This is a genomic window from Janthinobacterium pasteuri (assembly GCF_051380775.1).
In the GTDB taxonomy this organism is placed as follows: Bacteria; Pseudomonadota; Gammaproteobacteria; order Burkholderiales; family Burkholderiaceae_D; genus Janthinobacterium.
Genome location: NZ_JBNYXS010000017.1, coordinates 1 through 19,555 on the forward strand (window position 1 = coordinate 1; position 19,555 = coordinate 19,555).

Annotated in this window: 22 protein-coding genes and 2 pseudogenes; 15 read left to right on the forward strand and 9 right to left on the reverse strand. The window is 61.0% G+C overall.

All coding sequences use genetic code 11. The features are described 5' to 3' along the window. Positions 1-350: 350 nt before the first annotated feature. Positions 351-668 (forward strand): helix-turn-helix domain-containing protein, encoded by a 318-nt coding sequence (locus ACQ4WN_RS17180; RefSeq protein WP_436552636.1) that lies wholly within the window; start codon positions 351-353, stop codon positions 666-668. A 161-nt stretch (positions 669-829) separates the two neighbouring features. On the opposite strand, the gene ACQ4WN_RS17185 is transcribed toward ACQ4WN_RS17180, so the two are convergent. Further along, positions 830-988 carry a Rossmann-fold NAD(P)-binding domain-containing protein gene (locus ACQ4WN_RS17185; RefSeq protein WP_436552637.1) on the reverse strand — a complete coding sequence of 53 codons (159 nt, stop codon included), beginning with the start codon at positions 986-988 and terminating at the stop codon, positions 830-832. A 355-nt stretch (positions 989-1,343) separates the two neighbouring features. Between ACQ4WN_RS17185 and ACQ4WN_RS17190 the strand changes: the two genes are divergently transcribed. Then, entirely contained in the window at positions 1,344-2,882 is a 1,539-nt protein-coding gene (locus tag ACQ4WN_RS17190; protein ID WP_436552746.1) for a PA domain protein, read from the forward strand. Between the two features lie 245 nt (positions 2,883-3,127). Then, positions 3,128-4,468, forward strand: coding sequence for a chitinase (locus ACQ4WN_RS17195; protein ID WP_436552638.1), 1,341 nt, complete (start codon positions 3,128-3,130; stop codon positions 4,466-4,468). Positions 4,469-4,474: 6 nt separating this feature from the next. Here the strand turns inward: ACQ4WN_RS17195 and ACQ4WN_RS17200 are convergent, their stop codons facing one another. Next, a complete protein-coding gene (locus ACQ4WN_RS17200) occupies positions 4,475-4,621 on the reverse strand; it encodes a hypothetical protein (RefSeq protein WP_436552639.1) in 147 nt (48 codons plus the stop codon). Between the two features lie 231 nt (positions 4,622-4,852). Here ACQ4WN_RS17200 and ACQ4WN_RS17205 point away from each other — a divergent pair. Both ACQ4WN_RS17205 and ACQ4WN_RS17210 read left to right on the forward strand, forming a co-directional pair. Beyond that, positions 4,853-5,005 (forward strand): annotated as a pseudogene (locus ACQ4WN_RS17205) (IS30 family transposase); the annotation flags it as partial. Between the two features lie 126 nt (positions 5,006-5,131). Then, on the forward strand, positions 5,132-5,257 hold the full coding sequence (locus tag ACQ4WN_RS17210; protein WP_436552640.1) for a hypothetical protein: 126 nt from the start codon (positions 5,132-5,134) through the stop codon (positions 5,255-5,257). Between the two features lie 190 nt (positions 5,258-5,447). On the opposite strand, the gene ACQ4WN_RS17215 is transcribed toward ACQ4WN_RS17210, so the two are convergent. Then, on the reverse strand, positions 5,448-5,786 hold the full coding sequence (locus ACQ4WN_RS17215; RefSeq protein ID WP_495542759.1) for a lysozyme family protein: 339 nt from the start codon (positions 5,784-5,786) through the stop codon (positions 5,448-5,450). Between the two features lie 131 nt (positions 5,787-5,917). Here ACQ4WN_RS17215 and ACQ4WN_RS17220 point away from each other — a divergent pair, with 131 nt between their 5' ends. After that, complete coding sequence (locus tag ACQ4WN_RS17220) at positions 5,918-6,340, forward strand: DUF2061 domain-containing protein (protein ID WP_436552642.1); 423 nt, start codon at positions 5,918-5,920, stop codon at positions 6,338-6,340. 13 nt (positions 6,341-6,353) lie between these two features. On the opposite strand, the pseudogene ACQ4WN_RS17225 reads toward ACQ4WN_RS17220, so the two are convergent. Further along, a pseudogene (locus ACQ4WN_RS17225) lies at positions 6,354-6,548 on the reverse strand (amidase family protein); the annotation flags it as partial. A gap of 115 nt (positions 6,549-6,663) precedes the next feature. Here ACQ4WN_RS17225 and ACQ4WN_RS17230 point away from each other — a divergent pair. Then, positions 6,664-7,965 carry an NRAMP family divalent metal transporter gene (locus ACQ4WN_RS17230; protein WP_436552643.1) on the forward strand — a complete coding sequence of 434 codons (1,302 nt, stop codon included), beginning with the start codon at positions 6,664-6,666 and terminating at the stop codon, positions 7,963-7,965. 3 nt (positions 7,966-7,968) lie between these two features. Here ACQ4WN_RS17230 and ACQ4WN_RS17235 read toward each other — a convergent pair whose 3' ends face one another. Continuing rightward, on the reverse strand, positions 7,969-8,751 hold the full coding sequence (locus ACQ4WN_RS17235) for an SDR family NAD(P)-dependent oxidoreductase (protein ID WP_436552644.1): 783 nt from the start codon (positions 8,749-8,751) through the stop codon (positions 7,969-7,971). 189 nt (positions 8,752-8,940) lie between these two features. On the opposite strand from ACQ4WN_RS17235, the gene ACQ4WN_RS17240 reads away from it, so the two are divergent. The 5 genes from ACQ4WN_RS17240 (at position 8,941) to ACQ4WN_RS17260 (ending at position 11,566) form a co-directional block, all read left to right on the forward strand. Continuing rightward, on the forward strand, positions 8,941-9,333 hold the full coding sequence (locus tag ACQ4WN_RS17240) for a MerR family transcriptional regulator (protein WP_436552645.1): 393 nt from the start codon (positions 8,941-8,943) through the stop codon (positions 9,331-9,333). Positions 9,334-9,336: 3 nt separating this feature from the next. Then, positions 9,337-9,987 (forward strand): SMI1/KNR4 family protein, encoded by a 651-nt coding sequence (locus ACQ4WN_RS17245; protein WP_436552646.1) that lies wholly within the window; start codon positions 9,337-9,339, stop codon positions 9,985-9,987. 98 nt (positions 9,988-10,085) lie between these two features. Further along, positions 10,086-10,637 carry a DUF4142 domain-containing protein gene (locus ACQ4WN_RS17250; protein WP_436552647.1) on the forward strand — a complete coding sequence of 184 codons (552 nt, stop codon included), beginning with the start codon at positions 10,086-10,088 and terminating at the stop codon, positions 10,635-10,637. Positions 10,638-10,740: 103 nt separating this feature from the next. Beyond that, entirely contained in the window at positions 10,741-11,121 is a 381-nt protein-coding gene (locus tag ACQ4WN_RS17255) for a hypothetical protein (RefSeq protein ID WP_436552648.1), read from the forward strand. A gap of 28 nt (positions 11,122-11,149) precedes the next feature. Beyond that, a complete protein-coding gene (locus tag ACQ4WN_RS17260) occupies positions 11,150-11,566 on the forward strand; it encodes a hypothetical protein (RefSeq protein ID WP_436552649.1) in 417 nt (138 codons plus the stop codon). Positions 11,567-11,719: 153 nt separating this feature from the next. On the opposite strand, the gene ACQ4WN_RS17265 is transcribed toward ACQ4WN_RS17260, so the two are convergent. Both ACQ4WN_RS17265 and cadR read right to left on the reverse strand, forming a co-directional pair. After that, complete coding sequence (locus ACQ4WN_RS17265; RefSeq protein WP_436552650.1) at positions 11,720-12,763, reverse strand: hypothetical protein; 1,044 nt, start codon at positions 12,761-12,763, stop codon at positions 11,720-11,722. A 12-nt stretch (positions 12,764-12,775) separates the two neighbouring features. Beyond that, the gene (gene cadR / locus ACQ4WN_RS17270) at positions 12,776-13,207 is read right to left on the reverse strand and encodes a Cd(II)/Pb(II)-responsive transcriptional regulator (RefSeq protein ID WP_436552651.1); all 432 of its coding nucleotides are present in this window, start codon (positions 13,205-13,207) and stop codon (positions 12,776-12,778) included. 98 nt (positions 13,208-13,305) lie between these two features. On the opposite strand from cadR, the gene ACQ4WN_RS17275 reads away from it, so the two are divergent. Next, on the forward strand, positions 13,306-15,606 hold the full coding sequence (locus ACQ4WN_RS17275) for a heavy metal translocating P-type ATPase (RefSeq protein ID WP_436552652.1): 2,301 nt from the start codon (positions 13,306-13,308) through the stop codon (positions 15,604-15,606). 129 nt (positions 15,607-15,735) lie between these two features. Here ACQ4WN_RS17275 and ACQ4WN_RS17280 read toward each other — a convergent pair whose 3' ends face one another. Further along, entirely contained in the window at positions 15,736-17,235 is a 1,500-nt protein-coding gene (locus ACQ4WN_RS17280) for an MFS transporter (RefSeq protein WP_436552747.1), read from the reverse strand. 118 nt (positions 17,236-17,353) lie between these two features. Next, complete coding sequence (locus ACQ4WN_RS17285; RefSeq protein WP_436552653.1) at positions 17,354-17,938, reverse strand: GNAT family N-acetyltransferase; 585 nt, start codon at positions 17,936-17,938, stop codon at positions 17,354-17,356. A gap of 97 nt (positions 17,939-18,035) precedes the next feature. Between ACQ4WN_RS17285 and ACQ4WN_RS17290 the strand changes: the two genes are divergently transcribed. Both ACQ4WN_RS17290 and ACQ4WN_RS17295 read left to right on the forward strand, forming a co-directional pair. Further along, the gene (locus ACQ4WN_RS17290; protein ID WP_436552654.1) at positions 18,036-18,917 is read left to right on the forward strand and encodes a LysR family transcriptional regulator; all 882 of its coding nucleotides are present in this window, start codon (positions 18,036-18,038) and stop codon (positions 18,915-18,917) included. A gap of 165 nt (positions 18,918-19,082) precedes the next feature. Then, positions 19,083-19,541, forward strand: a complete 459-nt coding sequence (locus ACQ4WN_RS17295; RefSeq protein WP_436552655.1) for a hypothetical protein — start codon at positions 19,083-19,085, stop codon at positions 19,539-19,541. Positions 19,542-19,555 lie beyond the last annotated feature (14 nt).

The window sequence follows — 19,555 nt, forward strand, 5'->3', positions numbered from 1 at the left end:
AGCCACACACGCCGAGCGCATCGCCAATTCTTGCTGACGGGCCTCCAGCGCAAAAATGATTGCGAACACCTGCTCAATTGAAAATGTGACTGTTTTGTAATTTTGTGTAACTGACATGTTGCCTCCTCAGGCTGGTTTTTCTCCTCGGGCGAAAGTGCCGGGCGGGCGGCGGGGCCGCTAGTTGCCTGAGGAGGGACGGAAGAATCCGCCCGACAACGCAATATAGTCAAAGAACTTTGACGCGTCAATGAACTTCGACGTCGAAGTTCTACAACGTTGCAATATCGTTGACTGTCAACTATATTTGACGCATTGCCGCAATCAGCGGAATAGCCCTGAGGAGAGCTACAGTGAATACCCTTGAATATTTAGATGCCGTAAAGCAAAAGCTTGGCATTACCTCCGACTATGCGCTTGCCGCCCGCCTCGGTGTCACCCGTAGTGCCGTCAGCAATTTCCAACGTGGTGTTGGCGTTTTTGGCGATGACGTCGCGCTTACCGTTGCTGAAATCCTTGGCGTCCACCCGCTCACGGTTATCGCCCAGGCAAATGCCGAGCGCGCAAAAACGCCCGAGCAGCGTGCGCGCTGGTCGGGCGTCATGGAAAAATTCTCACTGTCTTTTAATGCCCTCCTATTGGGCCGTGGCCCGCATGCAGCCTTGCTCTAGCGTGCGCCAATAGGTAGTAAGTGCCCGGTGAACACTCTATAAATTATGCGAAGTGAGAGATGGATTTGATAAAACCCCCATTTCGCCAACTCCCCAATCGCAAATGCGATTTTCGCCCTTTGCGCGCAGTTAGCGTTGCTGTACGCTTTCGCTTGAACAAGCTACATGAAATACGGCTTGTCCGCGTCCGTGTCTGGTTTATTTACACCCAGCTTGGCTTGCCGGTGTAAGTCTGGTGCTTCGATGATGCTGGTGATCAGGTTTGCCACGCTCCTGCGCGACACCACGGCGCCTTTGAATGGCGCGTGGCGCGTCGTCAATTCGTAGTCGACGTCGTCTTCGGCCGACCCACTGCGCTACCTGTCCGCCTGCACCCAATAACAATATGTTTTTCATCATTTTCACGTTCATCATGGCACGGTGCCATGATGAACGTGACAGGCTTTCTTTGACGAAAGAAGCACGGCGCGCTTGAAAAAAGAGATCGCCCCTTGATGCGTGCAGGCGCATCGCCTTGTCTCGTGGTAAATTGCCGCCCGTGACCAATGTTTCATTGCCTGCGATTTTTAATCAAATCGGCAATAAAATCAGTCCCTTGCTGACTATTCTGAATGAAAAGTCTCAACATTGAGTTCCGATGATCAGGAGACCCGCATGACCCCGGCGCATCCACGCATGCTTTTATCGTACTCCCGCCGCTTTCTGTCCCTTGCCGGCGCACTAACCATCGCGACCTCCTTGTCTGCCTGTGCCAGTAAGCCAGGCCCTTGGCCTGCCCGCGCCCTGCCGCCGTCTGCTGCTGTGTCTGTCGATGCCACGCAGTTTCTATCCAGGAAGCAACTGGTCGACTGGCAAGTCGACCTAGATGAGCGTCGCCTGCGTGCCACGGGTTCGCCGCAGCATGAAGCGTTTATCGACGCCTTGCATGAACGCCTGACGCGCGCCGGTGTCAAACAACTGCGCTTCGAGCCTTTCAGTTTCCGGCAATGGTCGGTGGAAGCGGAAAACTGGGGTCTGGACGTGGTCTACGACGACAGATCTGGCGTGCTGCCCTCGGCTGGCTATATCCCATATTCGGGCGTGACGCCGCCGTCCGGCATCACGGGATGCATCGTCTATCTGGCCCCAGGGGCAAGGCCCGATGCCAGTCTGGCGGGCAAGTTGGTGCTCGTCGAGATGCCAAAAGTGGTGTGGACAGTCCAGGCTTTCCAGCAATCCGCCGTCCACATTCACGATCCGGACCACGCCATGGGTCCGGACACGCCATATGCGCGTCCGTTCCAGATGCTGGGGCCATTCAGCGCCTTGCTGGACAGCTTGCAGGCGGCCGGTGCGGCGGGCGTGATCGTCATTCTCGATACGCCGTCCAAGACGGCGGATGGTTTGTATGCGCCCCACGACGGCGTAGTGCGCCAGTTGCCCGGCGTGTTTATCGACCGCGAGCGGGGCCAGCGCCTGCGCGAAAGAGTATTGGCAGGCACGGCCCCCGTCTTGCGGCTGACCATGGCTGCCACCGTGCGGCAGGTGCAGACGCGCAACCTGGTCGGCATCATCCCCGGCAAATCCGGGGAATTGATGGTGCTGGCTAGCCACACGGATGGCCCGAACGGGCTGGATGACAATGGGGCGAACGCCATCGTGGACATGGCCCAGTATCTGGCGCGCTTGCCGCAGAACAGCCTGCCGCGCAGCGTCATGCTGCTCTTGACGAGTGGCCATCTCGCGGGCGGCGTGGGCATCGAGCAGTTTTTCAAACGCCACCAGGACGATGGCGTGACGCAGCGCATGGCCGCGATACTGGCCATAGAGCACCTGGGCGCGCTGGAAGTGCTGCCCGACAGCAATGGCTATTTGCATCCCACGGGCAGGTCCGAGCCGGCCGCCTGGTTTTCGCCGCGCACACCCGCCTTGATGGATGCGTCCTACGCCATGCTCAAAGAGGTCAACGCAGTACCCGCGTTCGTTCTGCCGTCGACCAAACCCGTTCCGAAGTATGCCGCCTTGCTTGGCGAGGGCCGGTATTTTCAGGCGGCGCATCCCATTCCCACGCTGCATTACATGGCGCAACCATATTATTTGCTCGACCATGGCATCGACACCACGACCCAGCTGGATTACCGGCTGATGCAGCGCCAGACCGTGGCCTTGACGCAGATGCTGCTGGACCTGTCGCGGGTGCCGTATGCCGATTTGCGCATGGAAACAGCGCCGTAGTTGTCGCGGCAGCCCACCTCCCTTCCCCGCCCTGCTCCTGGCGCCATTTCAAGCACCATACCAGCGCACTGGAAAACAGAGACTGGTATGGCCTGCACCGCCTGTCTCCAAGGGAAAGATTGCAATTGGTATTATGATTTTACACAAGAAATAAAACCAGTTGACTACCACCTGCAATGCTTGCACTCTGGAAAATCGGACGGTGTCTAGCCGCCTGGCCATAAAAAAATACACAAGGAGATGCGATGAACCGGACAGTCATGAATACCCTCATCCTTACCCTCTTCGGAGGGACGTTGGCCGCCTGCGGCGGCAGCAGCGAGGGAGCTGGCGCCGGCGCAAGCCAGCTGCTGGCCGGCGCCACCGAAGCGATCGCCTGCTACACCCCATGGAATAGCGGCGCCACCTACAACGGCGGTGGCAGGGCCAGCTATAACAATGTCAATTACACGGCCAACTGGTGGACGCAAGGCAATAACCCATCGACCAGCAGCGGCGGCGTCGGCAGCGGCCAGCCCTGGACGGTAGTGGGAGACTGCGGCACGCCGACCCCAACACCCACGCCTACCCCAACTCCTACGCCGACTCCCACCCCTACGCCTACCCCGACACCTACTCCAACGCCCACTCCTACCCCCACCGGCCTGGCGAAACACGCTCTGATCGGCTACTGGCACAACTTTACCAATCCCAGCGGCGCCACCTACCCGATCAGCCAGGTCAGTGATGACTGGGATGTGATCGTCGTCTCGTTTGGCGACAATGCGGGCGGCGGCAATGTCAGCCTGACCATCGACCCGGGTGCGGGCACGGAAGCGCAGTTCATCGCCGACGTGGCCGCCAAGCGGGCCAAGGGCAAGAAAGTCATCTTGTCGCTGGGCGGACAAAACGGCTCCGTTTCCGTCGGCAACATAGCCGAAGCCACCAATTTCACGAACAGCCTGTACGCCATCATCACCAGGTATGGATTCGACGGCATCGACCTGGACCTGGAAAACGGCGTGGCGCAAGGCGCGGCCATCCAGACCTATCTGCCGATCGCCGTGAAAAACCTGAAAGCCAAGGTCGGCAGCAGCTTTTATCTGTCGATGGCGCCGGAATGGGTGTATGTGGAAGGCGGATACACGAGCTATGGCAGCATCTGGGGCGCTTACATTCCCATCATCAACGCCTTGCGTTCCGAGCTGACGGTGCTGCATCCGCAGTACTACAACAATGGCGACATCTACACGCCTTACGCCACGGGCGCCATCAAGGCGGGCTCGGCCGACCAGCTGGTGGCCACGGCGCGCATGCTGATCGAAGGGTTTAATTATGGCGGCAACACCTTCGTCGGCCTGCGCCCGGACCAGGTGGGCTTCGGCGTGCCATCGGGCCGCAGCTCGGCCGGCTCTGGATTTACCACCAACGCCGACGTCAGCAATGCCCTGAATTGCCTGACGCGCCTGCTCAACTGCGGCACCATCAAGCCGCTGCAGGCGTATCCGGACTTCCGCGGCGTGATGACGTGGTCGATCAACTGGGACCGCCACGATGGCTATAACTTCTCCGTGCCGACGAAGACTGTGTTGAAAACTTTGCCGTAAGCAGCATTAGCCACGGCCGAGCAGCAGCAGGTCGTCCGGGGAAAGTCGTTCCATGTGTTCGAGCAGGAACTGGCGCTCGCCGCGTTCGTGGACGAAGGCGGCGAGCATCAGCTCAGGCCCCTGCAAGAACAGGCCGAACAGGATTTTTTCCATGATTACTTTTTGATTTTATATAATGCGTCAAGTTGCTAACGATGATAATTGCGAAAAGCAACATCGGAGATACTGTAATTGTTTTTCCGAATATCGCCGGAAGAATAGACGATGTCAATCCAATCATTGGAATAAATACGACACGCAATAAATTTCGGCGATTTTTAAAACGATTCCTATCCATGTCTTTGCTTATCTTATCGGCAGGCCCAAGGTGGTGACACCTTGTGTTCGGACCTGTCGATTTACTCCCGGGACGAACTCCAGGCCATCGCGCACTCGCTCAATACCAGGCCGCGTGCCCGCCTCAATTACGAAACGCCACTCGTCGTTGATACTCAGCACATCACGTCGCTACAAGCACCAACCACTGCTGTCAATTAACCCAGTGTTGCGCTTGCTCTTTGAAACCGCCGTAGTCGATTGCCATAATCAATAAATAACAAATGAGATTCCCCAACCTGCGATACGGCAACCCCAGCGAGTTTACCCACTACGCCATGGCCCCCCTTGGCCGACCTGGCGCGCACCGTGCGCGGCGACTTTATCGAACTGGCCGTGCGCCAGCCAAAAGAAGAGCCGCAAATCACTGAATTGCGGCTTGGTGACTTCGACCAGTTGCAGATCGCGCTATAGATGTCGCTTGCAGCACTCGCAGCGCTCACGCTTATTTTTCCTCGCCTCCAACCGGAAGCACCATACGGCTATGGGTATGCAGACGATTATCAGAACGATGCCTATTGCGAGATCGGTATGGTATTGGCTCATTTAAGTCTCAACAATGTTAGAAAGAATTCATATTCTAACAAGTAAACGGTTTATCACGTTACATTTTGTAACAAGCCCCGCTATCTGCGTGCCTCTTCAATTTCTTCTTGCCGGCATCCTGGCTGGCTGGCGAGAAATCGCTCAGGCCCGGCTTGCGGCGCATGGGCGTCCATGTTGGTTTGTTGATCTGGAAGGCGCCTGCAGCCGTCGATACGCAGCCAGGGCCGAAAACGGCTGCCGCGCACATGGCGTCGCTCAAGCTGCCGCCGCGCGAGCCCAGCAAGGCAAGGTGGTCGGCAAAGCTGCCCAACGTCGCCCCGCCGAAGAGGTTAGCGTAGCCATTACTGGCGCTCGTTCCCTCCACTGCCCTGACGGCGATGGATGCAGCGGGATACATTGGCAATTGATATTTCCCAATCCATAGCTTCAAGCTATGGATTCAGTTGAAATATTTTACTTCCTTTTGTAAATGAGAATCGTTACTATCTAAATCAAGGATAAGCGAATTCACACAGAAAGGAGCATCCCTTGTTCACCGCCATCAAAACATTCAGCCAGGTCTGCACGCACATGTCGATCGCCTTTGGCCTCGCCTATTTGCTGACGGGGTCGCTGGCGCTCGGTGGCTTGGCCGCAATCATCGAACCGGTCATCAACGTTGCCCTGCTGCCATGGCATGAAAAAGCCTGGCATGCGATCCGCCACCGCTACGCCGCCAGCCGTCGGGGCTTTGCCGCCCTGGCCGGTGAGAAAGTCAGCCAGACGGCCCTGCACATGGGCGTGGCCTTCAGCGTCATGTACTGGGCCACGGGTTCCATGGCGTTCGGCGGCTTGCTGGCCGTGGTCGAGCCAATCTGCAACGTGATCGTCCTGCCCTTCCACGACCGCTTGTGGGAAAAAGCCCGCTTTCGCCTGGAAAGCCGGGGTGCCGTCCGCCTCGCCGCCCTGTAATAGTCCTTCTTCATTAGCTGCCCACACGGGCGGCCGTCTTGGAAGCCATGGCGTCGCCCGCGCTCAGGGCCAGGTTCCAGGGATTGCGCGTGATGCCGTACAGCACGGATTTCGTGGTGGTGGCAAACGCCATTTCCGCCGTGCTCGTGCGGCAAAACGTCACCAGTCCCGCCTGGCGGAACTGCGGCATCAGATGGGAATCCAGCGCAGCGACATATGCGCGCTAGTGACGCGCGTCTGACCGGGTGGCGCTGGCGAACGATAGGCAGCTGGACGCCGCCCGCCTGTGATACGCTGCTGGCTCCACTACACAGGAGCCACGCATGCACACCGACAGCGGCCGCGCGGATACCGTCCGCCAGCCGGCCGCCCCATCCGACACCTGGCTGGGCAAGCTGGGGCCGGGCCTGATCACGGGCGCGGCCGACGACGACCCCAGCGGCATCGCCACGTATTCACAGGCAGGTGCGCAGTTCGGTTTCGGCATGCTGTGGACCGTGTGCCTGACCTTCCCGCTGATGCTGGGTATCCAGGTGATCAGCGCCAAGATTGGCCGGGTCAGCGGCCATGGGCTGGCGACGAATATCCGCCGCCATTATCCCCGCTCCTTGTTGTACGCCATCGTCGGCTTGCTGCTGCTGGCCAATGTCATCAATATCGCCGCCGACGTGGCCGCCATGGGCGATGCCCTGACGCTGATCATCGGCGGCCCCACCCATTTGTACGCCGTGGGATTTGGCCTGCTGTCCCTGCTGCTGCAAGTATTCATTCCGTATCAAAAATACGTGCACATCCTGAAATGGCTGACCCTGGGCTTGCTGGCCTATGTGGCCACCGTGCTGACCGTGCATGTCCCGTGGGGTGAAGTGGCGCTGCGCACCATCTGGCCCCAGTTCGCCTGGTCGGCCGCCTCGGTGACCATGATCGTGGCCGTCTTCGGCACCACGATCAGTCCTTACTTATTTTTCTGGCAAGCCTCGCAGGAAGTGGAAGACTTGCAGGCGGATTCCAGCGCGCAAGCCTTGCGCCGCACGCCCGAGCAGGCGCCACGGCAATTCCAGCGCATCAAGATGGACACAGCCATCGGCATGGGCTTTTCCAACCTGGTGGCGTTTTTCATCATGCTGACCACGGCCGTGACCCTGGGTGCACAAGGCATCACGCATATCGATACTTCCGCCCAGGCCGCATCCGCCCTGCGCCCCATTGCGGGTGAGTTCGCCTTCGCCCTGTTCAGCCTGGGCATCATTGGCACGGGCTTGCTGGCCATTCCCGTGCTGGCCGGCTCGGCCGCCTACGCCATGGCGGGCGCCTTTCACTGGAAAAACAGCCTGGAACTGGCGCCCAAGGCGGCCAAGAAATTCTACGGCATCATCGCCGCCGCCACCGTGCTGGGCGCGGCCCTGTGCTTTTCGCCGCTTGACCCTATCAAGGCCCTGTACTGGAGCGCCGTCATTAATGGCGTCATTTCCGTGCCCATCATGGCCCTGATGATGGTGATGGCATCGCGCCCCGCCATCATGGGCACGCTGACCATTTCGCGACGCCTGCGGGCGCTGGGCTGGCTGTCGACCATTGTCATGGCGACAGCCGTGCTGGCCATGTTTGCCAGCATGGCGTGGTGATTGTTACGCCGCCTTCGGCTTGAGCATGCCTTCCACGATGCCCAGTACCGTCTGGCGCGGCAGCAAGCGCGGCAGCCAGGCCAGCAGCCGGTTGGGCCGGCCCGCCACATGGCTGCTGCGGCCCCGGTCCAGTGCCCACAGCGCTTCATCGACGACGTCTTGCGGCGCCATGCGCTTGCCCACAGCCGCTTCGGGCGCGGCCACCACGTCGAAGAAGGCGGTTTCCGTGGCACCCGGGCACAGTGCCAGCACGCGCACGCCGCGCTGGCGGTTTTCCGCCCACAGCGCTTCCGAAAACGACAGCACGAAAGCCTTGCTGGCGCCGTAAATCGCCATGTAGGGATCAGGCTGAAGGGCCGCCGTGGACGCCACGTTGATGATGGCGCCCCGCCCCTGCGCCAGCATGTGCGGCAAGGCGCAGTGCGTGAGTTCCATGAGGGCCGTGCAATTGACGGTCACTTCGGCCGCCTGGCGCGCGAGATCGATGCTTTCGAAGCGGCCATGCGTGGCAAAACCCGCGTTATTGATCAGCACGTCGGGCGGCATGCCCAGCGCGCAAGCCTGGGCAGCGGCGCCCGGCAGGCTCAGGTCGGCCACCAGTGCGCAGGCGCGGATGCCGTGCCGCCGGGAAAGGTCGGCGGCCAGCGCATCGAGCACGGCGCCCGAGCGCGCCAGCATCAGCAAATGGGCGCCGCGCGCGGCCAGGGTTTCCGCAAAGACGCGGCCGATGCCGGACGAGGCGCCCGTGATCAGCACGGTCTGGTTGGTATAGTTGAAGGCAGTCATGGCAATTGAATCGTAGTGGAGAGAAATTCACTGTAAACTGTGGTCTTTAGTCCACGGTCAAGCGTGAAACGAAAAAAAGTGCGCATGTCTGCGTTGCATAGGCTTGTCGTACTAGCGTACTGTCTGCGCCAATACGCCTTGTCCTGCACATTTTTCGCGTTCCACAAATGAGTAGAAAGTCAAAAAACTATGCGCATCGGAGAAATCACCCGCCTGACGGGCGTCAGCAAGGACACGGTGCGCTTCTACGAGCGCCAGGGGCTGCTGGACGAAGCGCCGCAGCCGGGCATGACGAACAATTACAAGGAATACTCGGCGCAAGCCTTGCGGCGCATCGAGCTGATCGGCCACGCCAAGGCGCTGGGCTTTACCTTGAAGGAAATCGCCGAAGTCATTGCCGTCTGGCAGGAAAACGCGCTCGATGCGGCGACCAAGCGCGTCATGCTGGAAACGAAAATTGCCCAGATCGACGAGAAGGCCCGTTCGATGGCCGTGCTGCGCGCCGGTCTGGTCGATGCGCTGGCAAAGGTAGAGACGGGATGCGAGGACGGTGTCGCGATAGCAAGAAATTTACAGGGATAATCAATGACTTATTACACGCAATACCGTCACCTGGCGCTCCAGGGCGCCAAGCCAGCGCCCACGGCGCAGCAGATCGCCGTCATCGAAACCTTGCTGGAAGCGCCGCTGCCGACCGCCTTCCTGGCATTCCTGCAGGTGGCCAACGGCGCATACTTCGATTACACCACGGATGTGCCGGACGGCAGTGGCGGCGTGGAAAGAATGGGCTTCAACACCTTCTTCAGCGCCGACGAAGGTGATTTCTGCGATGAAACGCTGGTGGGTGAAATCCGCGCCGCGCGCCAGCATACGGACATGCCGGTGCGCATCCTTCCCTTCGCCCGCGATGGCGGCAATTCCATGCTCTACCTGGACTTGACGCAAGAAGGCAATGGACGCGTGCTGGCCTATGTGCAGGAGTTGCCCGAGTGGACGGGCAAGCGCGCCCACGGTTTCATCGAGCTGGCGCCCTCGTTCGATGCCTGGCTGGACAGCCTGTACATCGACCGCGATACGGTGCTCGACGAACTCGAACACAGCGTCTCGGAGCCATCCCATCTGGAGGCGATGGCGGAGTGGCTCGATATTGGCATGCCCGCCTGGCGCCGCGATGCCGGCATCGCCGCCTTGTTTGCTTTGAAGCAAGTTGAACTGTGCGCTAGCGAACAGGACTAGTCCTACGGGTATGTCCGGGACTGTCCTATGGGTGTGCGCAGGCTGGGGGCTTAACATTGCCATCAGCTTGCAGAAAAAACCATACCGAAAGGAATTCCATGCGCATCTCCACTACCAGTTCCCCTACCCCCTCCCTGAAAAGCGTGGCCATCGGCGCCGCCGTGGCGCTGTTGAGTGGCATCGCCATCAACAGCATCGCCGCAGCCGCGCCGGGCGCGTACGACAAGCAATTCCTCAGCAAGGCTGCCGACGCGGGCAGTACGGAAATTGCCGCCAGCAAAGTGGCGCAAAGCAAAAGCAGCAATCCCGGGGTGAAGAAATTCGCCGACGCCATGGTGACGGACCACGCGAAAGTAGCCGACGAACTGAAACAGCTGGCCAGCAGCAAGCAGATCGCGGTAAGCGACCAGCCCGGCGCGAAGCACCAGACGCAGATCGACAAGCTGGGCCGGCTGGAAGGCCAGCAGTTCGACAAGGAATATGCGGCCAGCATCGGCGTGGCCGCGCACAAGGAGGCCGTGAAACTGTTTACGGATGCCAGCCAGAAAGCCGGCGATCCCGACATTAAGGCTTTCGCCGCGAAAACCTTGCCAGCGTTGCAACATCATCTGGACATGGCGAACGCCTTGCAGGCGGCATTGGCGAAATAGTCAGCCATAAGGGGCGAAATGCATGCTGTACGTGCAGTATGGCAAGCATTTCCCGTCTTGACATACAATGCAGTAACTCAGTTTCTGGCACCGCCATGACCTCATGCAGCTACTCAAGAAAGCCGGCCTGATCGCCGCCGCCATCCTCTTCCTTCTCCTGCTGGCAGGCTGGCTGTTCATCAAGGTGGCGGCTGCCCGCAACGCCACCGTGTATGCCCAGCAGTGGAACGAGCAAGGCACGTGCGTGATCAAGACCTATGTGCCGCACTATGGCAAGAGCTTGCCGCACAACATCGTGCGCGCGTTGAGCACTTCCACGTTCTTCCGCGTGTACCACAAGGATGGCACCTTGCTGGAAAGCACGGAATGGGTGCTGGACATGCATGAAGACGGCATCCTCGACCATGCCCGCTGGGGCCAGAACCGCGCCATCTACCCGACCGACATGGGCTATGAAGGGTGGACCTTGCCCGAATGCGCTTGATTATTGAGCAATCAAACGAAAGATTCCCATGCTGCGCGGCCCCTGGAGTGACGCTCCCTATCTCCCCACGCTCTACCATTTCCTCGGCCCTTTCGACGTGTATGACCGCGAACACACGCTGGGAGTGGAACTCGATGCCTGGGACATGAATGATGCTGCCCAGCGCGCGGCGCTGATACGGCGCGACATCACGTCGCAGTACAAGGAACTCAGCTACCGCCACCGGCATGCGCTGGTGGCCGTGCTGGCGCAGGCGCTGCAAGACCCTGCCTACGACTTCCAGGCCATTCTCGAACATGACCCCGAGAGTACATACGCCCTGCCCGCCTTGTGGGATGAGATGGCCGACCCGCGCGCCTTCTTTGCCGATATTTACCGCCTGGTGCAGCAAGACTGGCGCGATGACCTGGCGCGCGCGGCGGCGGAAGACCCGTCCAGCTGGTAACGGAAATCATGAACGACATTAGGGCGGCCAGCCAGCGCCAGAGCAAGGGCAGCGAGGCAGTCAGCAAGGCCATCACAGAAATGGATGAATTGACCCAGCGCAATGCCGCCCTGGTCGAACAGTCGGTCGCCGCCGGGCAAAGCATGTGGGGCGTTAGCGCGGTGATTGCATGGCCGCTGCGGCGCAGTCGAGCATCCGCTTGCCTGCCGCCACCAGCGCCGGATCGCTCTCATCGTGCAGCAGCGTCCCCACGACGCTCTGGTCGGCAACGCTGCCCTGCATGGCGGCCAGGCGTGCCACGCGGTCCTGCGTGGTGCCATCACCGATGGTACGGGCGCTGAAAAAGCTGTACAGGCCGGCGATTTCGCGTTGGTGCAGCCATTCCATCAATTGCACCAGACGCACCTGCTCCACATAGCTCAGTTCGCTCACCTTGCGTTCCGCCAGCGCGTAATACACTTCCAGGCGGGCCATCCAGTTGCCCTGTGCGGCTGCCGCAAGCAACTGGTCCCAGGCGGCACCGGCGTGCAGCACCGGCAGCGGCTGCAGCTGATAGGCTTGCACGGCTTGCTGCTGCGGCAATGCGCCGTAGGCCGTGGGCGCCTTGCAGACGAACTGGCGCGCGTCGGGGCCGCCTTGCCGCAAACCGCTGGCGATATGCCGCTGGATCTTGTCGCCGATGGACAGCAGGCGCCTGGCGTGTTCCTGCATGGACCACTGCGGCGGCAATTTGCCCAGCCAGGCCAGCGCATCGTCGTTGGCCCTGGCCGCCAGCACGTAGGCCGCCGCCTTGGCCTGTTGATCTTCCTCTCTGGCCAGTTTCGCCGCATCCTGGTCGATATCGTATTGGCTGGTGGTTTTGCTCAGTTCCACGCAGCCCAGGAAGGCCTCCGGCGCACCCTGCCAGCACTGGGCTGGCACCTTCAGCTGCCAGCGCATGCTGACGGTTTTCAGAATATACGTATCCTCGCCCTCCTCCCTCTTGACATAGGCGCGGCCATCCGCCTTCGTCACCCCCTTTGTCAGCTGCTTGCCGCCAGCCGTGCTCCAGGTGTACGGGTCATCGTCTAGCGGCACGTCGGGCACGGCGTACAGGGTCAGGTAGTGGCCGGCAGCGGCAGGCGCATCGGCGGCATGGCTCAGCGGCGACAGCAGGGATAAGGTGAGTAAAGTACTTCCAGGTAGTCGTTTCAGCATGAATCAAGAGGGTTAGTGGAGTTCGGTATGGCAGGCGCAGTCGTTGCCGCTGGCCGCCTCGGACAGGTTTTGCAGGATAGCGCAGTCTTGCGACGGCCGCGGCTGGTCGCACTGGTGGCGCAGGGTCACCAGTTGCTGCTGCAAGGTTTGCAGGTTCGCCATCTGTTCGGCGATGCGCAAGATATGGTGGTCGAGCAGCTCATTGACGCTCTGGCAACCTTCGGCCGGGTTGTTTTTAAACTCCAGCAAGGCGCGGATATCCGTCAAGCCGATCTGCAGGGAGCGGCAATGGCGGATGAATTGCAGCCGTTCCTGGTGTTCTTCACGGTACTCGCGGTAGCCGGCGCTGTTGCGTCCCGGTTCCTGCAGCAAGCCCGCCTTTTCGTAGTAACGCACGGTTTCCACGTCACAATCTGTCCGTTTGGCCAGTTCTCCGATACGCATGGCGTCCCCTTTTCATTCTTTCGTGCAAATTCTACTTGACCCTGTAGCGGCTACAGGGTTTCTAATGGAAGCATACACCAATCCTGAAGGATGATGCGATGCCGCACGACAGCCATAACCATCACCACGCGCACGCGCACGACCATGAGCATGAGCATGAGCATGAGCACCAGCCTGCGCAAGATGCCAAGCTCAGCCACGGCGGCTGCTGCTCGCACAGCCACTCCGCCCCAGCTGGCGACGCCACGCCTGTCCTGCCCAGCGCCCCCATCGCCGGCGCGAGCACAGCCAAATACCGCATCGCCAACATGGATTGCCCCACGGAAGAGCGTTTGATCCGCAACAAGCTGGCCAATATGAGCGGCGTGGTAGGCCTCGATTTCAATCTGATGAACCGCGTGCTCGACGTGCATCACACTCTGCCTACACTGGCCACCGTGGAAGCGGCCCTGCACGGCATCGGCATGCAAGCCATTCCCATGGATGCGGACGCGATCGTCGCGCGCGATCCGAACGAAGGCAGCCTGTCTGGTATGCAAAAAGGCTTGCTGGTGGTCTCCGGCCTGGCCGCTGCCGGCGCCGAGGCACTGGCGTGGACCACGCACGAAGACAGTTCGCCCCTCGTCATCGCGCTGGCCCTGCTGTCGATCGCCACTGGCGGCTGGCCGACCCTGAAAAAGGGCTGGATCGCCCTGAAAACGCTTACCCTGAACATCAATTTCCTGATGAGCCTAGCGGTGTTTGGCGCCATCGCCATCGGCCAGTGGCCGGAAGCGGCCATGGTCATCTTCCTGTTCGCCATCGCCGAGCTGATCGAAGGCTTGTCGCTGAACCGCGCGCGCAATGCCGTGCAAAGCCTGATGCAGCTGGCGCCCGACACGGCGACGGTCGCCGACGCCAGCGGCGCCTGGCAGCCGGTCAGCGTGGCCACGGTGGCTATCGGCGCGACCATGCGCGTGAAACCGGGCGAGCGCATCGCGCTCGACGGCGTGGTGGCCAGCGGCGCATCGTCCGTCAACCAGGCGCCGATCACGGGTGAAAGCATGCCGGTGGACAAGGCCGTGGGCGACGTCGTGTATGCGGGCACCATCAATGAACGGGGCTTGCTCGACGTTACCGTGACGGCCAACAGCGGCAACAGCACGCTGGCCAAGATCGTTAAGGTGATCGAGGAAACGCAGGGCAAGCAGGCGCCCACGCAGCGCTTTGTCGACAATTTCGCCCGCTATTACACGCCAGCCGTCGTCGTCTTCGCCATCCTCGTGGCCGTGCTGCCACCGCTGCTGCTGAGCCAGCCATTCATGGCCTGGGTCTATAAAGCGCTGGTGATGCTGGTGATCGCCTGCCCGTGCGCGCTGGTCATTTCCACGCCCGTCACGGTGGTCAGCGGCCTGACGGCGGCTGCGCGGCGCGGCATTTTAGTGAAAGGCGGGCAATTCCTGGAGACGGGCTACCGCATCAAGGCCATCGCCGTCGACAAGACGGGCACTCTGACCATGGGCAAACCGGCCGTCACGGACGTGGTGGCACTGGAAGGCAGCAGCCGCGACGCCATCCTGCAGCTGGCCGCCAGCCTGGACGCCAATTCCGCCCATCCGCTGGCTGCTGCCATCGTCAAGGCCGGTCCGCCCGCCAGCAGCCACTTGCCTGTCACCCAGTTTGCCGCCCTGCATGGACGTGGCGTGCAAGGCGCTATCGCTGGCCAGACCTATTATCTGGGCAATGCGCGCCTGATGACGGAATTGAAGGTCTTGACGCCGGCACTGCAAGCCATCCTGGCGCGACTGGAACAGCAAGCGTACACGGCCATGGTACTGGCCACGCCGACCGGCGCGCTGGGCGTGATCGCCGTGGCCGACGTGCTGCGCCCCACGGCGGCGGCCGCCATCGCCAGATTGAATGCGCTGGGCGTGACCACGGTGATGCTGACGGGCGACAACTTGCTGACGGCGCAACGCATCGCGGCCGAGGTCGGCGTGAGTCTGGTCAAGGCGGAACTGCTGCCGGAGAACAAGCTCGATGAAATCAAGGCCTTGCAGCAGCAGTTCGGCGTGGTGGCCATGCTGGGCGACGGCGTCAACGATGCGCCGGCCCTGGCGCAGGCCGACATCGGCTTTGCCATGGGCGCGGCCGGCAGCGACACGGCCATCGAAACGGCGGACGTGGCCCTGATGGACGATGAACTGGCAAAAGTGCCCGAATTCATCGCCCTGAGCCAGCGCACGCGCAGCATCCTCGTGCAAAACATCAGCTTTGCCATCGGCATCAAGGCCGTCTTCTTCGGTCTGGCCCTGGCCGGCACGGCGACCCTGTGGATGGCTGTGTTCGCCGACGTCGGTGCCAGCCTGCTGGTGGTGGCCAACGGCTTGCGCTTGCTTCGCAATAACAAGCAAGCATAGTTCCACGTAGAAATATGTCCATCTGGATAATTGATTTAAAAAAACGCTACTGTGGCGGCTGTTCCCCACCGCCGCCAAGGTAGCCGATGACCTTCCTGCCCCGCCCGACCCTGCTGAAGCGCTGACCAATCAGGCAGCGCGGCGCAGCTCGCAAATCGCGCGGCGCTCCCGCAAATGCAGGTGACGGATGGTGGCCGCAGCCGCCATCAGGATGGCGGAAGCCGTGGCCAGCACGACAATAAACGCCTTGTCGAAGGCTGAACGGGCCAGTTCCGACACTTGCAAGCCCAGTTCGGCTGGCAATTGTTCGGCGGCCAGCAACGCCGCATCGAGCGTGTCATGGGCATTCGGCAACAGGCCCGCGCTTTCCGGGATCACCAGGGTGGCGCTGTAGACGGCCGACATGATCGTGCCCAGCACCGTGACGCCGATCACGGCGCCCAGCTCATATGACACTTCCTCGATCGAGGCGGCCATGCCGGCTTGCTGCGGCGCCACGTTCAGCATCACGGCGCTGGATGCGGCCGTCATGACAGCGCCCAGCCCCAGACCCAGGATCACCAGGCTGGCCACTTGCGCCGAGACGGCGGCGTCATGCAGCACCAGATACGATGCCATGCCGATACCGGACAGCAGCAGCGAACCCCACAGTACCTTGGCCTTGTCGGCGCGCGGCAGCATGAAACCCGTCAGCGGGCCGGCAAACACGGATGCCAGCGGCAGCGGCAACAGCAGCAAGCCCGCCTCCAGCGGCGAGAGTTCACGCACCAGCTGCATGTGCTGGCTCAGCGCCAGTTCCATGCCGATCAGGGCGGCAGACGCCACCATGGCGGCGGCCACGGCGCTGGAAAACGGCAGTTCGCGGAACAGGGCGAAGTCGATCAGCGGCTTGGCCTGGCGCTTCTGGCGGCGCACGAAGGTCAGCATGAAGAAGGCGCCCACGGCGAACGAGGCGGCCGCCAGCGCATATTCGGGCTGCGACTTGCCCAGCTCCTTGATCGCATACACGCCACCGAGCAGACCCATCATGATTTGCAACGAGCCCTTCAAGTCCCACGGCTTGTCGCGGTTACCGGCCCGTTTCGGCAGCACCACGGCCGCCAGCACCAGGGTCAGCAGCACGATAGGCACGTTGATCAGGAACACGGAACCCCACCAGTAATGTTCCATCAGGAAACCGCCGAGCACGGGGCCGAACGCGGCGCCGCCAGAGGCAATCGCCGCCCACACGCCAATGGCGAACGAGCGCTCGCGGTTGTCGGTAAAGGTCAGGCGGATAATGGACAAGGTGGCCGGCATCATCAGCGCGGCGCCGATGGCCAGCAGGATGCGCGAAAAAATCAACAGTTCCGGCGCGGGCGAAAATGCGGCGCACAGCGAAGCGATGCCGAATACGGCCAGGCCGGCAAGGAATACGGGTTTATGGCTCAAACGGTCACCGAGGGTGCCGAGGCCGGGCAGCAAACCGGAGACAACCAGCGCGTACGCGTTGATGATCCACAGTTTTTGCGAGGATGTCGCCTGCAAGTCGCGCGTCAGCGCGGGCAAGGCGGTGTAGAGCACGGTCATGTCGACCACGATCAGGAACAGGGCGCTGGAGACGATGGCCAGCGTCAGCCATTTTTTCATTGGATGCATAAACAACTCATGTATTATTTAACAACTATCGGTTTGGATGAATTTGGTGCTGCGCAAATATTTACGTTCCAGGCTGCCACGGGCCTGGCCTTGTCGGGGGCGGCGGGCGTCAGCCACGGTCGCCATCCTTGTCATCAACCGCGGCGCTCGCTGTGGAAGCGTCGAGTTCGCGCAGCATGACGACGGATACTTGCTTGAAGCCCCGGCCCTGGAAGAATTGTTGTGCCGTCAGGTTGTGCGCGCCGCATTCAAGGAACAAACGGGCGATGCCGTGGCTGCGCAGCTCGTCGGCAACCCATTCCACCAGCAAGCTGCCGATGCCGCTGCCGCGCACGGAGGGCAGCAAGACCAGGTCGTCCAGCGCGGCGAACGATTTCGAGGCGCGCTGGCGCGTGTCGATGGAGACCAGGGCCATGCCGACGATGGCGTCGCCCAAGGTAGCCACGGCCAGCAGGGTCGAATCGCCATGTGCCCAGTCATGCGACAGGGCGGCGCGGATTTCACCACGGATGACCTCAGGCAAGTCCGCGCGCCAGTTGCCGGGTGCATCGGCGCGTTCGCCCTGCAGCTCCGAATGGGAGATATAGTCGGCGCTGACGTTGTCAAGATATAACTTGCACAGCGCATCTTCGGCGGTGGCGTCGTGACACCAGCTGAAGCTGATGGCGGGGGAATTGGCTTGGGCGTTTTTCATGGCGGATCTCATGTTATTGAATTAGTAAAGGCATTTTATGTCGCCCCTGAATGGCATTCAAGTTAAAATCCATCTGTAAAACAGATAGGTGGATGCCATGCAATGGACTTTGGAACAAATGCGCTACTTCGAGGCGGCTGTCGCGGCCGGTTCGTTTTCGGGTGCGGCGCGGCGGCTGGGCCGCGCGCAATCGGTGGTCAGCACCTCGATCGGTCTACTGGAAGCGGAATTCGGCGTGGAACTGTTCGACCGCTCGCGCCGCAGTGCCGTGCTGACGGAAGCGGGCAAGGTGATGCACCTGGAAGCGTGCGAACTGTTGCGCCAGGCCGAGCGATTGCAGCTGCGCGCCCAGCTGCTGAGCGCCGCTCCCGAAGCCCAGCTGACCCTGGCACTGGACGAAGCCCTGCCCTACCTGGCCATCAGCACCCTGGTGAAAGAATTGGCGGCGCGCTATCCGGCCTTGGAACTGGTCATGCTCAACGCGACGGCGTCGGAAGTGGCGCAATACGTGGAGCAGCAGCAAGCCGACGTGGCTTTTCATTTTGACCGCGGCCCCATCTCACCCGTGCTGGAACAGCAGCACATCGGCAGCGTGGCGCAAGGCGTATTCGTGGCGAAAGGCCATCCGATGGCGCACGGCGAGGAAGTGAGCCGCAACGAGCTGACCCGCTACCGCCAGCTGATCATGGATTCTGAGCTGAACCGCGAACACGCCTTCAGCCCCGCCGTCTGGTTTTCCGACAGTTTCTACAGCATCGCGGAAATGGTGGCCGACGCGCTTGGCTGGGCGATTTTGCCGCTGAATATCGCCAATTACGACAACTACAAGGGCTATCTGCAGGAAGTGCCCTGCCCTGCCTTGGCCTTGTCACGCCTGCCGGTGCGGCGCTTGTCGATTCATGGAAAGAAACTCAGCGAGACGAGTTTGTGGCTGACGACCAGGCTGGCGGAGTTGTTGGTAGATGGGCCGAGGGGATGAGTCAAGGAACCGGAGCTTGAGGGGCAAGGGTCGAGGTATGGCACAATTCTGAATGGGCTGAACAGTCAAGTTACATCTTGATTGGCCACGCCTGTGCAAGCCACGCGTTACCAAGGCATGCGCATGCGTAAATAAACAGATATTAGTAAATATGGAAAGATTTACATGATTCACTCAACTGTCGTCAGCGGCTGGCTCGCCATGGCGAAAGACGATGCCGTGGAGATTGATCCCGACAACATCAATCACGAAGCCAAGACCAATATGTGGAGCTTTTCGCCCACGGACGAGGAAACGCCGCAGATTCATGCGGCCGATATCGTTGAGTTCATCGGCCAGGTGATCGCGGCCCGCCGCAGCGCGCTCAAAGGCGAGGACATGCTGTTCTATTGCTGGCACGATGCGCAGTGCCGCCAGTTGCGCTTCAGCCTGGTGTCGCGCTCGCATGGGCGGCTACCGTTTCGCTGCGAGTTGCGCGAAACGCAGGATCTGGCGCTGATCGCCGAGCGCGTGGTGAACGGGGACTGGCGCAATGAGCATTTTATGCAGGCGCCGTCGGAGGAAGGCGATGCGCAGGAGTCGGCGCCGTTTGTCCTGCCCGTATTCGTGGCGCCTGTTCCTTAGCAATCAGCGCACTC

What these genes read in the sequence shown, in the direction of transcription:
- ACQ4WN_RS17190 (WP_436552746.1), top strand. Translation starts at nt 1,344, where the DNA reads ATGCTTTTATCGTACTCCCGCCGCTTTCTGTCCCTTGCCGGCGCACTA.
- ACQ4WN_RS17195 (WP_436552638.1), top strand. Translation starts at nt 3,128, where the DNA reads ATGAACCGGACAGTCATGAATACCCTCATCCTTACCCTCTTCGGAGGG.
- ACQ4WN_RS17295 (WP_436552655.1), top strand. Translation starts at nt 19,083, where the DNA reads ATGATTCACTCAACTGTCGTCAGCGGCTGGCTCGCCATGGCGAAAGAC.
- ACQ4WN_RS17230 (WP_436552643.1), top strand. Translation starts at nt 6,664, where the DNA reads ATGCACACCGACAGCGGCCGCGCGGATACCGTCCGCCAGCCGGCCGCC.
- ACQ4WN_RS17255 (WP_436552648.1), top strand. Translation starts at nt 10,741, where the DNA reads ATGCAGCTACTCAAGAAAGCCGGCCTGATCGCCGCCGCCATCCTCTTC.
- ACQ4WN_RS17200 (WP_436552639.1), bottom strand. Translation starts at nt 4,621, where the DNA reads ATGGAAAAAATCCTGTTCGGCCTGTTCTTGCAGGGGCCTGAGCTGATG.
- ACQ4WN_RS17290 (WP_436552654.1), top strand. Translation starts at nt 18,036, where the DNA reads ATGCAATGGACTTTGGAACAAATGCGCTACTTCGAGGCGGCTGTCGCG.
- ACQ4WN_RS17285 (WP_436552653.1), bottom strand. Translation starts at nt 17,938, where the DNA reads ATGAAAAACGCCCAAGCCAATTCCCCCGCCATCAGCTTCAGCTGGTGT.
- ACQ4WN_RS17265 (WP_436552650.1), bottom strand. Translation starts at nt 12,763, where the DNA reads ATGCTGAAACGACTACCTGGAAGTACTTTACTCACCTTATCCCTGCTG.
- ACQ4WN_RS17275 (WP_436552652.1), top strand. Translation starts at nt 13,306, where the DNA reads ATGCCGCACGACAGCCATAACCATCACCACGCGCACGCGCACGACCAT.
- ACQ4WN_RS17245 (WP_436552646.1), top strand. Translation starts at nt 9,337, where the DNA reads ATGACTTATTACACGCAATACCGTCACCTGGCGCTCCAGGGCGCCAAG.
- ACQ4WN_RS17215 (WP_495542759.1), bottom strand. Translation starts at nt 5,786, where the DNA reads ATGTATCCCGCTGCATCCATCGCCGTCAGGGCAGTGGAGGGAACGAGC.
- ACQ4WN_RS17240 (WP_436552645.1), top strand. Translation starts at nt 8,941, where the DNA reads ATGCGCATCGGAGAAATCACCCGCCTGACGGGCGTCAGCAAGGACACG.
- ACQ4WN_RS17235 (WP_436552644.1), bottom strand. Translation starts at nt 8,751, where the DNA reads ATGACTGCCTTCAACTATACCAACCAGACCGTGCTGATCACGGGCGCC.
- cadR (WP_436552651.1), bottom strand. Translation starts at nt 13,207, where the DNA reads ATGCGTATCGGAGAACTGGCCAAACGGACAGATTGTGACGTGGAAACC.
- ACQ4WN_RS17280 (WP_436552747.1), bottom strand. Translation starts at nt 17,235, where the DNA reads ATGAAAAAATGGCTGACGCTGGCCATCGTCTCCAGCGCCCTGTTCCTG.
- ACQ4WN_RS17250 (WP_436552647.1), top strand. Translation starts at nt 10,086, where the DNA reads ATGCGCATCTCCACTACCAGTTCCCCTACCCCCTCCCTGAAAAGCGTG.
- ACQ4WN_RS17260 (WP_436552649.1), top strand. Translation starts at nt 11,150, where the DNA reads ATGCTGCGCGGCCCCTGGAGTGACGCTCCCTATCTCCCCACGCTCTAC.